At 65.8% G+C, this 15,068-nt stretch carries 14 protein-coding genes; 9 read left to right on the top strand and 5 right to left on the bottom strand.

Going from position 1 to position 15,068, the window contains the following annotated elements; all coding sequences use genetic code 11:
* Positions 1-1,491, top strand: a complete 1,491-nt coding sequence (locus ACXJKC_RS04020; protein ID WP_456695384.1) for a cytochrome P450 — start codon at positions 1-3, stop codon at positions 1,489-1,491.
* Here the strand turns inward: ACXJKC_RS04020 and ACXJKC_RS04025 are convergent.
* Together ACXJKC_RS04025 and ACXJKC_RS04030 are read right to left on the bottom strand one after the other, a co-directional pair.
* Positions 1,401-1,856: a VOC family protein gene (locus ACXJKC_RS04025; protein ID WP_456695385.1), complete on the bottom strand. Its 456-nt coding sequence runs from the start codon at positions 1,854-1,856 to the stop codon at positions 1,401-1,403. The genes ACXJKC_RS04020 and ACXJKC_RS04025 overlap by 91 nt on opposite strands.
* 25 nt (positions 1,857-1,881) lie before the next feature.
* Positions 1,882-2,730 (bottom strand): SDR family oxidoreductase, encoded by an 849-nt coding sequence (locus ACXJKC_RS04030; RefSeq protein WP_456695386.1) that lies wholly within the window; start codon positions 2,728-2,730, stop codon positions 1,882-1,884.
* 134 nt (positions 2,731-2,864) lie between these two features.
* Between ACXJKC_RS04030 and ACXJKC_RS04035 the strand changes: the two genes are divergently transcribed.
* Entirely contained in the window at positions 2,865-3,215 is a 351-nt protein-coding gene (locus ACXJKC_RS04035) for a winged helix-turn-helix transcriptional regulator (protein ID WP_456695387.1), read from the top strand.
* Here ACXJKC_RS04035 and ACXJKC_RS04040 read toward each other — a convergent pair.
* Both ACXJKC_RS04040 and ACXJKC_RS04045 read right to left on the bottom strand, forming a co-directional pair.
* Positions 3,190-3,759, bottom strand: coding sequence for a mismatch-specific DNA-glycosylase (locus ACXJKC_RS04040; protein WP_456695388.1), 570 nt, complete (start codon positions 3,757-3,759; stop codon positions 3,190-3,192). The two genes, ACXJKC_RS04035 and ACXJKC_RS04040, sit on opposite strands and share 26 nt — an antisense overlap.
* 95 nt (positions 3,760-3,854) lie before the next feature.
* Positions 3,855-4,736, bottom strand: coding sequence for a LysR family transcriptional regulator (locus tag ACXJKC_RS04045; protein ID WP_456695389.1), 882 nt, complete (start codon positions 4,734-4,736; stop codon positions 3,855-3,857).
* 186 nt (positions 4,737-4,922) lie between these two features.
* Between ACXJKC_RS04045 and ACXJKC_RS04050 the strand changes: the two genes are divergently transcribed.
* Genes ACXJKC_RS04050 through ACXJKC_RS04060 form a run of 3 tightly spaced genes read left to right on the top strand, consistent with a single transcriptional unit; the run spans position 4,923 to position 8,913 of the window.
* Positions 4,923-6,305 carry a M20 family metallopeptidase gene (locus tag ACXJKC_RS04050; RefSeq protein ID WP_456695390.1) on the top strand — a complete coding sequence of 461 codons (1,383 nt, stop codon included), beginning with the start codon at positions 4,923-4,925 and terminating at the stop codon, positions 6,303-6,305.
* A gap of 47 nt (positions 6,306-6,352) precedes the next feature.
* Positions 6,353-7,573: a CaiB/BaiF CoA transferase family protein gene (locus tag ACXJKC_RS04055; protein WP_456695391.1), complete on the top strand. Its 1,221-nt coding sequence runs from the start codon at positions 6,353-6,355 to the stop codon at positions 7,571-7,573.
* Entirely contained in the window at positions 7,570-8,913 is a 1,344-nt protein-coding gene (locus ACXJKC_RS04060; protein WP_456695392.1) for a carboxyl transferase domain-containing protein, read from the top strand. The genes ACXJKC_RS04055 and ACXJKC_RS04060 overlap by 4 nt, the downstream gene beginning before the upstream one ends.
* A gap of 3 nt (positions 8,914-8,916) precedes the next feature.
* Here the strand turns inward: ACXJKC_RS04060 and ACXJKC_RS04065 are convergent, their stop codons facing one another.
* Entirely contained in the window at positions 8,917-10,131 is a 1,215-nt protein-coding gene (locus ACXJKC_RS04065) for a trans-sulfuration enzyme family protein (protein WP_456695393.1), read from the bottom strand.
* A 98-nt stretch (positions 10,132-10,229) separates the two neighbouring features.
* Here ACXJKC_RS04065 and ACXJKC_RS04070 point away from each other — a divergent pair, with 98 nt between their 5' ends.
* The 4 genes from ACXJKC_RS04070 (at position 10,230) to ACXJKC_RS04085 (ending at position 14,928) form a co-directional block, all read left to right on the top strand.
* On the top strand, positions 10,230-10,739 hold the full coding sequence (locus ACXJKC_RS04070) for an Lrp/AsnC family transcriptional regulator (protein WP_456695394.1): 510 nt from the start codon (positions 10,230-10,232) through the stop codon (positions 10,737-10,739).
* A gap of 136 nt (positions 10,740-10,875) precedes the next feature.
* The gene (locus ACXJKC_RS04075; protein WP_456695395.1) at positions 10,876-12,813 is read left to right on the top strand and encodes a S9 family peptidase; all 1,938 of its coding nucleotides are present in this window, start codon (positions 10,876-10,878) and stop codon (positions 12,811-12,813) included.
* Entirely contained in the window at positions 12,810-14,054 is a 1,245-nt protein-coding gene (locus tag ACXJKC_RS04080; protein ID WP_456695396.1) for an acyl-CoA thioester hydrolase/BAAT C-terminal domain-containing protein, read from the top strand. The genes ACXJKC_RS04075 and ACXJKC_RS04080 overlap by 4 nt, the downstream gene beginning before the upstream one ends.
* Positions 14,055-14,157: 103 nt before the next feature.
* Positions 14,158-14,928, top strand: a complete 771-nt coding sequence (locus ACXJKC_RS04085) for a GntR family transcriptional regulator (protein ID WP_456695397.1) — start codon at positions 14,158-14,160, stop codon at positions 14,926-14,928.
* The last annotated feature ends 140 nt before the right edge of the window (positions 14,929-15,068 follow it).

A 15,068-nucleotide genomic window follows, 5' to 3' on the forward strand; every position in this document is an offset into this window, starting at 1 on the left:
ATGCGTAATGACTGGTCGGGCCATACGTTTCCACATCCGCCGGGGCGTAAACCTGTCGTGGGTGACGCGCTCGGCACTGATGTCGAGGCACCATTGCAGAGCACGATGCGACGTGCGGTCGGCCTCGGTCCGATCTTCGAACTCAAGATCTTCGACCAGAAGTTCGTGTTCGTCTCCGGTGCGGAGTTGGCCGCCGAACTCTGCGATGAGTCGCGATTCGCCAAAGCGCTGACTCCTGCGCTGGAAGCCTTGCGGGAATTGGCAGGTGAGGGCCTCTTCACGGCCTACAACGACGAGACCAACTGGGCGCTGGCTCACGAACTGCTGCGTCCGGCCTTCACCAAGGATGCGATGCGGCGGTATCACCCGATCATGTTGGAGGCGACCCGGGAGCTCTTCGAGATGTGGGATGTCAGGAAGGGGCCGGTCGATGTCTCCGCCGACATGACGAAGCTGACCTTGGAGAGCATCAGTCGTACAGCCTTCAGCCAGGATTTCGGCTCATTCACCCGCGATGAACCGCACCCCTTCATCCCGGCGATGGTCGCCTCGCTGAAAGCAGGACAGCGCAAAGGGTCCCTGGCGTCGATGCCGGGTGCCAAGCGGATGGCCAAGCGCATCGCCAAACGAAATGCGCATCACCAGGCGTACCTCGACGATTTGCTCGACACGCTCATCGCCGACCGTCGCAAGACCGGGGCGACCGACGATCACGATCTGCTCGGCATCATGCTCAACTCGACTCACCCAGACTCAGGTGAGCGGCTCGACGACATCAATATCCGCCATCAGATACTGACCTTCCTGGTGGCCGGCCACGAAACGACGTCAGGCGCGTTGTCGTTCGCGTTGTACTACCTGACCCGTGACGCGGATGCGCTCGCGAAGGCGCAGGCCGAGGTCGACCGTATCCTCGGGCCGGATCGCAATACCGAACCGACGTTCGAGCAGGTTGCCAAGTTCCGGTATCTGCGCCGGGTGCTCGACGAAGGCCTGAGGCTGTGGCCCACGGCGCCCGCGTTCGGCCGCAGCCCCCGCGAGACCACCACCTTGAGCACCGGACAGGTCATGCGGCCGCAGGATTGGGCTTTGGTGGTGCTGCCGCTGGTTCATCGCGATCCGGCGGTGTGGGGAGACGACGCAGACGAGTTCGACCCGGACCGATTTTCGCCGGAGCGCTCCCGCGGCCGCACTCCGCACGTCTACAAGCCGTTCGGAACAGGGGAGCGCTCGTGCATCGGTCGCCAGTTCGCCCTGCACGAGGCGATCTTGGTGCTGGCGCGGATCTTGCATCGCTATGAGTTGAGCCCGGATCTGAGCTATCAGCTCAAGGTCACCGAACGGCTCACCGTGATGCCGATCGGATTCGAGCTGCAGCTAAAGGATCGCCGGCCAAGCGATCAGGTCAACGTCATCCGTCCGGACTCGTCGATCGGCCAGTCGGGATTGAATGCGACTTCCCAGGGATGTCCGTCAGGATCGGCGAAATAGCCCGAGTAGCCGCCCCAGAACTGGGCTTCGGCGGCCTTGGTGACCGTCCCCCCGGCGGCTTCGGCCTGAGCCAGGATGTCGTCGACCTCGGCGCGCGACCGTGCATTGAACGCGATCGTGATGCCGCTGAACGTCGCACCGGTGTCGACGACCTTGGTGTCTGCGGCGAGATCCTCGCGTGACCACAGTCCGAGGATCATGCCGTTGCTGAGCTGGTAGAACGCGACGCTGTCTTCGGCATTTCCTTTGCTCCAGCCGAGGCCGGTCTCGTAGAACTCTCGTGCACGGGCGAGGTCGGCCACGCCGAGGGTGATGAGGCTGATGCGTTGATCCATGCCCGAGACGATATCCGTGGGCTCGGACATAGCCGACCTCGCGATGTGGTGCGGGTCAACGAGCGGCGCGCAGCGATTCGACCAGCGGCGTCGTCGGGCGGCCGATCAGCTGTGACAGGACGCCGTTCGTGTGGCCGAGCTCGCCCTTGCTGATCGAGGCATCCGTCTCGACCAGGAATCCGATGAGGGCGGGATCGAGTCCGGCGCCGGCCAGGATCTCGGCCTGCTGCTCGGGAGAGACTTGGGCCGACTCGACGGGCTTGCCGATGACATCGCCGACCGTCTTGGCCAGCTCGGCCTGCGTCCAGGCGGTGTCGCCGGAGAGTTCGTAGACGGGTTCGACCGAGTCGCTGGTGAGCACGACAGACGCCGCTTCGGCGTAGTCGGCGCGTGCCGCACTGGCGACCTGACCCGCGCCGGCGCTGGTGAGCACTGACCCCGTCCCTGCGGCGGAGTCGAGCGCGCCGAGGTAGTTCTCGTTGTACCAGCCGTTGCGCAGCAGCGACTTCTCCACGTCGACTGTCGCGAGGTACTGCTCGGTCAGCAGGTGTTCGGGCGCGACCGGCAGGCTTGACGTATCGGCGAAGGGCGCACTCGTGTAGACGATCCGTGACACGTTCTGAGCGACAGCTGCGTCGATGACGTTCTTGTGCTGCTGGAACCGCTTGCCCATCTCATTGCCCGAGATCAGTAGGACGCGGTCGACGCCGGACAGTGCCTGGTCGAGCGCGGCGCGATCGTCGTAGTCGGCGACGCGCACCGTGACGCCCTTGTCGGCGAGGGGCTGGGCCTTGGCGGCGTCGCGCACGACAGCGACGACATCGGAGGCCGGAGTCCGCTTCAGGAGCGAGTCGATGACGAGCGAGCCCAGCTGGCCCGTGGCGGCGGTGACGGCGATGGTCATGGATGAGTCCTTTGTGAACGCACTGCGGGCGTTCCGCAGTGATTGATTGAAATCTACACTAACTTGTAGAAAGTGCAAACTATTCGTTAGTGCTAACCAAGTGATAGTCTGGTGGGCAGGAAGAGGAGGCCGACATGAGCAGAGCATTTGACGTCATGGCAGTGGATTGCCCGTCACGCTCGGTCCTCGAACACGTCACGAGCCGCTGGGGCTCCTTGACTCTGGCGGCGTTGAGTGTCGACCCGGCACGTTTCGGCGAGATTCGGCGCCAGGTCGACGGCATCAGCGAGAAGATGCTCTCCCAGACGCTCAAGGCGTTGGAAGCCGATGGGCTGGTCGACCGGCGAGTGCAGTCGACCTTGCCGCCGCACGTCGACTACGCCTTGACCCCTGCCGGGGAGCGAGTCGCTGTCGCGGTCACGTCACTCATCGGGACGGTCTACGACGTCATGCCCCACGTCATGAAGATCCGCCGAAAAGACTGATTTCGGCCGCTGCCGCTACGGCGCCGTATGCCTCGGCCAGCGTCTGGACGGTTTCATGGGCGTTGAGCCCGCTGGGATTGGGGACGACCCAGACCTCGGCACCGGCGATCGTCCGTGTCTGGCGGCCGGCTCGGGCTTTCTTGTCACCGTAGGCGATCCGATATGACGTGATACCCGCGAATGCGACGACTTGGGGGCGGTGGGTGGCGATGAACGTCTCGAGCCGCTCGCGGCCCTCGACGAGCTCGGCGTCGTCCAACTCGTCGGCCCGAGCCGAGGCTCGAGCCACGATATTGGTGATACCGATGCCGCGCCGGATCAGCTCAGGTGCGGCTTGTTCGGGCGTGAGCGCGTCCTCGGGGATGACTCCGGCAAGGCGCAGTGCAGGGTAGAACCGGTTGCCAGGGCGGGCAAAGTGCATTCCAGTCGCTGCGCTGACCAGACCGGGATTGATTCCGACGAACAGCAACCGCAGATCATCTGGCAACAGATCGGGGATCGAGCGTCCGGCGAATGATTCGAGCTCTGCGCGGGTCAGTCCCATGCCATCGACGGTAAACCTCGCAGCCAGGGGCGGTGCGTTGGCGTCCACGTCGGGCGTCTTGGTGGACGCCAGCGCACCGCTCTCGGGGGTGGGGTTTAGGCGACGCTGTCGACGAGCTGAGTCACAAAGGCCGCGATCGTCTCCGGAAGCGTGCGTTTCGCCATGGTCTGGATCTGGAAGCTCCGCTGAAGCAGCTCGGGATTCGTCAGCGGGACTGCGACCAGCCCCTCCTGCGCGAGGCGGCGAGCACTCAACTGACCTGTGAGCGTCACGGAGCCAGCCAGTTGGGTGAAGCCGTTCAGAGCGGTCGAGCTGTTGCTCACCAGAACCGGGTCGAATGTCAATCCCTCCACGCTGCAGCACACGTCGAACAGCGTCCGGATCGTGGTTCCCTCCGCCATGAGTGCCAGCGGGTGCTCTCCGAGATCTGCCAACGAGACGCCGTCGCGGGTCGACAGCGGGTGGCCCTCAGCCATCAGGGCGACGATGGGTTCCTGATGGGAGTGCTCCACGCGGACGCCGGACTCAGGGGCCATGCTGAACGTCACTGCGATGTCACGTGACCCGTCGACCACCAGTTGCGTGGCGACAGCGGGGTCGACGACGTCGAGATGGAATCGGACCCCCGGATGTCTCTGGCGGAAGCGGGCCATCTCTTCGGGTAACAGGTGCTGGGCAAAACCCTCCGAGCATGCCAGCCGGATCACGCTGCGATCGGATTGGTCGATGATGTGCAACTGTCGGAGCACGTCGTCCTCGTCGAGGAGGCTGCGTCGTGCGTGATCGGCGAGGACTTGTCCGGCTTCTGTCAGCACCATGCCGCGGGGATGCCGGTCGAACAACCGGACTCCGGCCCCATGTTCGAGCCTGGCGATCTGGCGGCTGATCGCGGAGCCGGCGATGTGCAGACGTTCCGAAGCCTCGGTGATGGACCCGGTGCGTGCCACTTCCAGGAAGTAGCGGAGTGAATCACTCATGAGGTGCACATCGTCAGCCTACTGGCCGCCCGCGTCGACGCCGGTGGACCGGACCGGCTCATGGCATCGCGATCGGGCAATGCAGGTTTCGAGAATCGGTGATGGTCGGCAGGGGCAGTTGTGGGGTTAGGTGACAGTGCTGGGTCGGACGGCCGCGGCGTATCCCGGGCCGCTGAAAGGATCCACATGTCGCGATCACATGCGATCGAGCTTGCCGACTCATTCCTGCTCTCCGGCGACTTCCTGCGCGAACTGACCCGCAAGCTCACCTACCCCACCGAGAGCGAGGCAGCCGGCAATCAGTCGGTCCACCGCAGCTATCTACTCGACGAGATCGTCCCGGTGCTGGAACGCTGTGGTTTCGCATGGGAGATCGTCGACAACCCTCTGCAGGATGGCCCTCCGTTCCTGATCGCCCAGCGGCACGAGGGCAGCGGGCTGCCCACGGTTCTGACCTACGGCCACGGCGATGTGGTGCTGGGGGACGAGTCCCAGTGGCGAGCCGGATTGTCACCGTGGAATCTCGTCGTGGAGGGCGATCGCTGGTACGGCCGGGGCTCTGCGGACAACAAGGGCCAGCACACCATCAATCTCGCGGCGCTCGAGCAGGTGCTGTCCGCAAGGGACGGCAAGCTCGGCTTCAATGCGAAGGTCTTGATCGACATGGGCGAGGAGATCGGATCGCCGGGCCTGCGGGAGCTCTGCGTGAACTTGCGGGACGAGCTTGCCGCGGATGTCCTGGTGGGCTCGGACGGTACCCGCGTCTCCGAGGAACGTCCGACACTTTTCCTCGGCACCCGCGGCGAGGTGTCCTTCACCCTGCACGCGGCCCTGCGACCGCAGGCCTACCACTCGGGCAATTGGGGTGGTCTGCTGCGCAATCCGGCGGTGCTCCTCGCACATGCCCTGTCGACGTTGGTCGACGCGCACGGACGGATCCTGCCGGAGGGACTGCGGCCCCCTGCCATCAGCCCCGCAGTCAGGACTGCTCTCGCAGACATCGCCATCGACGCCGGTGCGCAGGCGCCGGAGATCGATCTGGACTGGGGTGAGCCTGGACTCAGTTCGGCTGAGCGTGTCTACGGGTGGAACGCATTGGAGATACTCAGCCTGGCCGCAGGATCGCCAGCGAGTCCCGAGAGTTCGATCCCGGGCTCGGCGGTGGCCCGGTGCCAGCTGAGATTCGTCGTGGGGACCGACTGGACCGCGCTCGAGCAGACGTTGCGTGATCATCTGGACGCGCACGGTCTCTCCGCGATCGAGGTGACGGTCGATGAAGGAACTGCCGCCACGCGGCTCGACCCGGACGATGAGTGGGTTGCTTGGACCGCGTCCTCGATCGAGGCAACCACCGGCAAGCGCCCGGCGATCCTGCCTAATCTCGGCGGGACTCTGCCCAACGACTGCTTCGCCGAAGTGCTCGGGCTACCCACGATCTGGATCCCGCATTCCTATCCGGGGTGTTCGCAGCACGGTCCCGATGAGCACCTTCTGGTCGGTCTGGCAGGCGAAGCCCTGCGCTTGATGGCCGGCCTGTTCTGGGACCTGGGGGACCGGACCCGGCCCTGACGCTGTCCGTACTCACCGGCTTATCCACATCAAGGAAGGACACCCCCATGCCCAAATCCGGACCGCTCGCGGGTCTGCTCGTGGTCGACCTGTCCCGAGCGCTTGCCGGGCCCCAAGCCACGATGATGATGGGTGACCTCGGCGCGCGCATCATCAAGGTCGAGGTTCCGACAACCGGCGACGACACCCGAGGTTGGGGGCCGCCGTTTCGCTGGCCCGACCCGGAGTCCGGTACCCACGGAGGTGTCCCAGCAGGCGATGCCCAGGATCGGGAGTCGACCTACTTCCTGTCGGCGAACCGCAATAAGGAATCGATCGTGCTGGATCTCAAGCAGGAGTCGGAGCGGGCGCTGCTGTTGGATCTGGTGAAGAAGGCCGACGTCCTGGTCGAGAACTTCCGCACGGGCGTCCTCGACCGCCTCGGGCTGAGCTTCTCGTTGCTGCATGAGGTCAACCCCCGCCTCGTGATCTTGTCGATCAGCGGGTTCGGGCACGACGGCCCAGAAGGTGGCCGAGCCGGTTATGACCAGATCGCCCAGGGCGAGGGCGGATTGATGTCCTTGACCGGTTCCTCGCCTGAGGACCCTCAGAAGGTCGGTACCCCGATCGCCGACCTGTTGGCGGGTATGTACGGCGCATTCGGCGTCCTGGCCGCCTTGAACGAGCGCGCCCGCTCGGGCGTCGGCACCGTGGTGCGGACGTCATTGCTGTCGGCCGTCGTGGGCGTGCATGGATTCCAAGGCACGCGGTGGACCGTGGCAGGAGAAGTGGGACGCGCGAAAGGCAATCACCACTCGGCGATCGCACCGTACGGGCTGTTCGCCTGTGCCGACGGTGCGGTGCAGATCGCCGTCGGCAGCGAGCGACTGTGGCGCGACTTTTGTGCCGGGTTCGATCTGGACCCCATGCGCGAGCCGTTCGCGTCGAACGGGGAGCGGGCGGCGAACCTCGACACCCTGATCCCGTACATCGAGGAGGTCTTCGCCTCGTGGCGGCCCGCGGCGTTGTTGGCGCGCCTGTCGAACATCGGCATCCCGGCGGGACGCGTGCGGAGTATCGACGAGGTGTACGACTGGGAGCAGACCCGGAGCCAGGGTCTGCTGATCGACGTGGAGCACGCGACGCTCGGCTCATTGCAGCTCCCTGGGCCGCCTCTGCGCTTCTTCGACGAGGACGGAGCCGAGACCACGCCGCGGGGCGATTCGGCACCTCCGGTCCTCGACCAACATGGTGACGCCATCCGGGCGTGGATCCAGGGTGATCGATGACGGAGGGCCTCAGTGCTCAGGAGGTCATCTGCGCGATCGCTGACGGCGGCATTTTCGAGTCGTGGGACCGTCCACCGGACTTCGACGGCGTCTCGGACGAGTACCGCGAGACGCTGCGACGGGCGGCGCTCAGAAGCGGGACGGACGAGGCAGTCGTCACCGGGGCAGCACATGTCGGCGGGGTCAGATTCGCCTTGGTCGTGAGCGAGTTCGGCTTCCTCGGGGGTTCGATCGGCCATGCCACGGCCGATCGTGTTGTCGCTGCTATCCGACGTGCGACGGCTCAGCGGCTTCCCGTTCTGACGCTCCCGGCGTCGGGCGGCACGCGGATGCAAGAAGGTGCGTCGGCGTTCTACCGGATGGTCGAGCTGAGCCGTGCGGTCAATGACCACACAGCCGAGGGACTCCTGCACGTCAGTTACCTGCGGCATCCCACGACGGGCGGGGTCTACGCATCGTGGGCATCCCAGGGTCAGGTGACCTGGGCCGATCCTGCCGCGCTCGTGACTTTGCTCGGACCTAAGGTGCTCGAGGCGATCGGTCAGTCAGGGATGTCTGATCACATCCAGCGGGGCGCGCACCTGGCTTCGGCCGGGGTTGTCGACGCGGCATTCGCCCTGGAGTCGCTGGCAGACGCCGCATCCCGCGTCGCGCGGGTCTGTGACGCCGCATCTTTCACGTCGGTCGAGACACCCGATCCGATCGCGTCGGCCGACCTCGCCGGCCAGGTGAGAAGCAGATTCGGCGATGTGGTCCGCGTCAGCGGGTCACGCTTCGGGGACCGGGAGACTGGAGCCCGGCTCCATCTCGGCCGTCTCGACGGGCAGGGTTGGGTGATCTTCAGCCAGTCCAGTGGATCAGATGATATGACCGGGACCTCGATAGAAGACCTCCGTCTGGCTCGCCGCGGAATGGGGATCGCTCAAAGTCTGGAGCTGGGGTTCCTCAGCCTGGTCGACACCGCTGGAGCCGACTTGTCGACCGAGATCCAGTCGCAGGCGATGGCGCGTGAGATCTCGGCAACGATCGGGCAGATGACGGCATGCGCGGCACCGACCGCGGCCGTTCTGCTCGACCGTGGCTGTGGTGGAGCAGCGCTCTCGGTCCTGGGTGCCGCCCGTGTCGCAGCGGTCGAGGGCGCTTGGCTCTCACCGCTGCCCCCGGCGGGCGCCGGCGCGATCCTGTTCGGCGACCCGACGCGCACGGAGGAAGCCGCCGCCGTGCAACGTATCGATGCCCGCGAGCTGTGCCAGGACGGAGTGGTGGAGCGGGTCATCGCGCGCGATGACACACTCCACCACACCGCCGCCGCCATCGTGGCCTGGCTCCAGGAGGGTTGACGGTCACGCTCCGACCCCGGCGGTGGCCGTGGCGCGTGCCGGTGAAGAGACGGCCAACGCCGCCTCGAGGTCGTTGATCAGGTCGGAGGTGTCTTCGAGTCCGATCGACAGGCGGACGACGGCAGCCGACGGCCTGGCTTCTGGTGCGACCGGGCGATGGGTGAGCGCGGCGGGGTGCTGGATGAGCGAGTCGACCCCGCCGAGCGAGACCGCATGTGTGAACAGCGAGACCGCCGAGGTCATCGCGAGGGCCTGCTCGAAGCCGCCACGAAGTGACAGCGAGATCATGGCTCCGGGACCCGACATCTGCCGTCCGACCAGTCCGGTCGGGTCATCCAGACCGGGGAAGTACACCCGGTCGACTGATCCATGGTCCGACAGGTGCTCGACGATGCGCATCGCGCTGGCCTGCTGCGCGCGGACGCGGATCGGCAACGTGGCAAGACCGCGATGCAGCAGGTACGCGCCCAGCGGATGGAGGATCGAGCCGGTGATCGCACGGACCCGACGTAACGCTGCGGCGAGCGGCTCGGTGCAGGCGATGACACCGCCGACGACGTCCCCGTGGCCCCCGAGGTACTTCGTGGCGCTGTGCAGGACGAGCGAGGCGCCGAGATCCATGGGGTTCTGCAGGACAGGCGTGGCGAAGGTGTTGTCGACCAGTACGGGAATACCCGCCGCTGCTTCGACGACTGCCCGGATGTCCACGAGCTCGAGCGTGGGGTTGGCCGGAGTTTCGAGGATGATCATCGCGGTGTCGCTCCTGATCTTGCTCGCGACGTCCACTGCGTCGCAGAAGGTGACCTCGACACCCAGCAGCCCTGACGCGAGCAGGTGATCGGTACCGCCGTACAACGGCCGGACGGCGACGACGTGGTGCCGGGAGTTGCGATGGGTCGTGGCGAGGATCGCGGCGGTCATCGCGGCCATGCCCGATGAGAAGGCAACGGAGGCGGGGGCGTGCTCCAGGCGGGCGAGCGCCACTTCGAAGCGGGCGACCGTGGGATTCCACAATCGCGCGTACACCGAGCCACCTTCGGGGTGGGGGGTTCCGCCGGTCGCCATCATCTCGTAGGAGGTCCCGCCCGTCTCGATGTCGGGAAGGGGGTTGGTCGACGACAGATCGAGGGGGAGGGCATGCACACCCAGTGCTCCGAGGTCGTCCCGACCGGCGTGGACGGCAAGAGAGTCGAGCTGTAGGTCGTCGTTAGTAAACATGGGGTCATCTTTGACAATTCCTCAACTTCTTACAAGTATGAATGAGGATATTCTCCTGTAGCTCTGAAACCGCCGCAGGATCCACAATCGGGAGGGCCATGAGTCCGCATAGTCCGAAGAATCCCCAACCCGCAAACGGCGCGCTGGACGGCACTGACCTCGCGATCCTCGCCGCCCTGGTCGAGGACGGTCGAATGACCAATGCCGCGCTCGCGGCGCGGGTGGGCGTCGCCGAATCGACCTGCGCATATCGCGTGAGGGCGCTGCGCCAGTCCGGCACCGTCGCGAGCATCAGTGCGCGTCTCGATCCGGACTCTCTCGGACATCCGGTGCAAGCGATCATCAAGGTCCGGCTCGGCAGCCACGATCGCGATCATGTCTACAAGCTCTACGACAGCCTGGTCGCGATCCCAGGCGTCCTGTCGGTTTTCCACGTCGGGGGCGAGGACGACTTCCACCTGCACGTCGCGGTGCGGTCGCCAGGTGTGCTCCGTGATCTCGTGCTCGAACACGTCACGATCCACCCGATCGTCCGGCAGACCGAAACACAATTGGTGTTCGAAGTGCGAGACGGGGTCGGCGTGCTCGCGAGCCTCGTACGCCACTGACCGGAGACTCGCCGAAATCGCTTACATGCTTATTGACATGTCAATTTGCCGTGTGTAGGTTTTGGGCAATGCGAGCGGGCCGAAGCGGTGAGAGGTGTTCGAAGATGGCTGACGAACTGCCGATCGGGGTGCGGTGGTGAAGGCCACTGATCTTGGTCTGCTACGACTGCCGGGAGCGCCGAGCCTGTCGCCCGACCGGCGTCATGCGGCGGTCTCGGTCAAGCGCATCGACCTCGCGGGCGATCGATACCGCGCCGATCTCTGGCTGGTCCCGCTCGACGCCACGGCGCCGCCCACTGCGATAGCCGCCGGCGAACTCGATACCGAGCCGGTCTGGTCGCCTGACGGGCAGTGGCTGGCGTTCCTGCGTCTCGACCCGGCCACAGGTCCGCAGCTCAACGTGATGCCTGCCGAAGGCGGGGCCCCTCGTCGCGTGACGGCCCATCCGCTGGGGATCTCCGAGCCCAGGTGGGCTCCCGATTCCACAAGCATCGCCTACGTCGCACGTGTCCCGGAAGACGGGCGATATGTCCAACCGATCGGACTGACCGCGGCGAGTGAGCCGCCCCGCAGGATCACGAGCTTGCGCTATCGCGCGGACGGCCTGGGCTACACGAACGACCGCCGGGCACACATCTTCCTCGTCGGGCTCGATGGTGCGGAGCCGGTCCAGCTGACATCCGGCGATGCCGATCATCAAGATCTCGCCTGGAGCCAGGACGGCGGCCGGTTGGCCTTCGCCTCGGCCCGCCACGAGAACCGTGACGCGGTGCCGGCGCGCGACGTCTTCGTCATGTCATTGACCGATCACAGGACCCAGCAGGTCACCTCGACGACGCTGAGGGCCGGAGGGCCGGTCTTCAACACAGCGGGCGACAAGCTCTACTTCTTGGGCTCGGAGATCGGCGGGCTGGTCAACGAGACATTCTTCAACACCACCGGGCTCTGGGTCGCCGATCTCGTGGGTGGCGGACCCGCACGGCGGTTGACCTCGCCAGAGGCCGTTGACATCGTCCATCTGACCGAAGGCCCTGCTCTCAGGATCGATGACTCCGACGTTCTGGCGATGATCGAGCGACGGGGAGCTGTCGACCTGGTTCGCATCGACGGCTCGGGGGAGATCAGCGACGTGATCGCGGGTCCGGAACAGGTGATCGGCTTCGACGTCGTCGAGAGCACGATCGTGGCCTCGGTCGCCGACGACACGAATGCCGGTGAGGTCGTGACACTGTCCGACGGTGTCCGGCAGACGCTGACCGATTTCGGGTCGGGGCTGTTGTCGACGACGTCGATACATGCTATGCGCGAGATCGCAGGGGAGGCCTCGGACGGCTACCCCGTGCACGGCTGGGTGCTGCGACCCGCAGGCACGGGGCCTTTTCCGGTAGTCCTCGCGGTCCACGGCGGGCCCTACCGGCAATTCGGCTGGCGACTGCTCGACCAGGCTCAGGCCTGTGTCGACGCCGGCTATCTCGTCGTGATGGGAAATCCACGGGGGTCGTCGGGTTACGGAGCCGAGCATGGACGTGCAGTGCGTGAGTCATTCGGCGATGTCGATGTCAAGGATCTGACGGCGCTGGTTGACCTGGCCATCGCGGAATACGACGGCGACCCCGACCGGGTGGGCGTGGTCGGAGCTTCATACGGCGGATTCATGGCAGCGTGGCTGGCGGCGAGATCGGATCGATTCGCCGCGGCGATCAGCGACCGGCCCTCCGTCGATTGGCGTGACTGCGATGTCGACGATGATTTCGACTACACGCTCCTCTACATCGGCGCGGATCCCGCAGTCCAGTGGGAGAAGTCGCCTCTGGCCCACGTGCACGATGTCACGATGCCGGTGCTCGTCATCGTGGCAGAGCGAGACCTGCGGTGTGCCCCCGGACAGGGCCGGCAGCTGTTCTCCGCGCTGAAACGCGCGGGTAAACAGACCGAACTGTTGTCATTTCCCGGCGCGAGTCACATGTTCCACGACTCGGGTCTGCCAAGTCACCGGATCGCGCGGATCGACGCCATCATCGACTGGTTCGATCGACATCTCGTCGTACCGGGCGAGACCGAAGGTGCCCTATGACGCTGAAGCTCGAGGGTCTCGCCGCACGCATGCCTGCCGATGCCCCGTTCACCGTGCGGGTGACGGGCGCTTCGCCCGGCCGTCGCGTCGGATTCGAGGTGCGTCTCTTGGACTACCAGGACGCCGAGTGGGATGGCACGTTCAGCGCGACAGCCGACGCGGCCGGCGTCGTGGACCTCGGCACGACCGCGCTCGACGGATTCGACGAACCCGATCCGGCCACACTGCTGTGGGCGCTCGAACGCAGCGGCACGGCGAAGCAGCCGGCGCACGGCGGCGAGCTGGTGTGGACTGTGAAAGCCGTCCAGGACGACGCCTGCGCTGAGGGCCGGTATATCCGTGAATTCAGGGCCAGCGGAGTCACATCCTATGAGCTGGAGGCGCCGCTCGCGGGCCGGCTGTATCTCCCGTCCGGCACAGGACCCAGACCGGCGGTCATCACGCTCACCGGATCGGGTGGCGGGATCAACCGCGAGGAAGCCGAGTTGCTCGCGAGCCGCGGCTTCGTGTGCCTCGCGCTCGCCTACTTCAACTATCCCGGCCGGCCGGATGACCTGTTCGAACAGCCGCTGGAATACTTCCGCAGCGCTGTGGAGTGGCTCGCAGCCCATCGCGCCGTGCGGGCCGATTCGATCGCGGTGAAGGGCCAGTCGCGGGGTGCCGAATTGAGCCTGCTGCTGGGCTCGCACATTCCCGGGATCAAAGCCGTCGTGGCAGTCGCCCCGAGCGGTTACGTCTGGGGGTCGTTCACCTCGGACGGTCGCGATGGCGCTGCCTGGACCCTCGCCGGACGTCCGGTGCCGACCGTGACGGCGGAGGATTTGGTGCCGCTGCACTCGGCAGTCGTCGACGGTGCCGTCGAGGCAACACCCGGATTCCGCGCTGCGGTCGAGGCGACGCCGCCCGACGAGCTCGAGGAAGCCGAGATCCCCATCGAACAGGGCGATTGCTCCGTGCTGCTGGTCTGCGGCGACGACGATGCCATGTGGGATGCGGTAGCGCTCAGCGACGTCCTGCTGCGCCGGGCGGACACCGCGACATCGTCGTGCGATCTGCGCCGGGTGATCCTGCCGAATGCCGGCCACAATCTGTCGTTGCCGTACACGCCCGTCGTCACGTCCACGGTGCACCCTGTCAACGGCGTGAGGTACGCCTACGGCGGCACCAGGAAGGGTACGGCGGACGCCCGGGTCACAGCGTGGAACTCAATCATCGATTTTCTGGAGGCTGCGCTGCCATGATGGAGCCGATCAAGGTGAGGTCGAGCCGGGCTCGGCCGCCTCACGACGACACCTCGCACGACATGATTCATGACGACATCCAGCAGCTAGAGGGGATCATCCGATGAAGGACGCAGCGAGTGGAGGCCTCGCCGGCACGGTCTATGCGCACATCAAGGCACGGATCCTGACCGGTCAGGCACGCCCGGGCCAAGTCCTTGCCGCACATCAGATCGCCCAGGAGATGAACGTCAGCCGTACACCGGCGCACGATGCTCTCAAGCGTTTGGTGGCCGAGGGCTATCTCGTCGCCCAGCCGCGTATCGGCTACACCGTGACCCCGATCAACCTCGACGAGGTGCGCGATCTGTTCCAGATCAGGATCCGGCTTGAATGTCTGGCCGCCGAACTGGCCGCGGCAGCGTTCACCCCCGATCATGCGGCGGCCTTCGACGTGGCCAACAAGAACGCCATGGCTGAGGTCAAACGGCTCGCGAAGCGACCCTCCAACGACCCAGAAGTGGTCGAGACGATGGGCGGTCTCCATAGGTCGTTCCATCAGATGATCGCGGAGATCTCAGGCAATCGGCGTCTCGTCGCGATGATCGGCGCGCTGCAAGACGAGATGCAGCGGTTCTGGGCGCTCATGCCCGGATATCTGAGTCAGTCGTACGTCTTCTTCAATGATCCCGAGCATCAGGAGATGTACGACGCGATCGCGGCGAAGGATGCCGAACGCGCCAGGGCAGCCGTCGTGCGACATCTGCGGGAGAACCTGCGTACGTTGTTCGACGCGCTGTTGCCGGACGACCCGCCGGCCGGCGAGCCGATCGTTCCGCCGTGGGGGACGATCATGGACGCCCAGCGGGCCACGGCGCATGTCGATGCGACCTGATCTGAACTCGATCCCGTCCCGTCTCGAAAGGCTCACCGCACGTCGGTGACGTCCTCGTCCCGGGCGTTCTTCTGAAGAGCTTTCGCCCCCGGCCAGCAGGTCTTGCGAGCCGGGGCGGTTCCCCCTTTCCCGAGTGGCCG

Source organism: Aeromicrobium sp. P5_D10 (assembly GCF_054049535.1).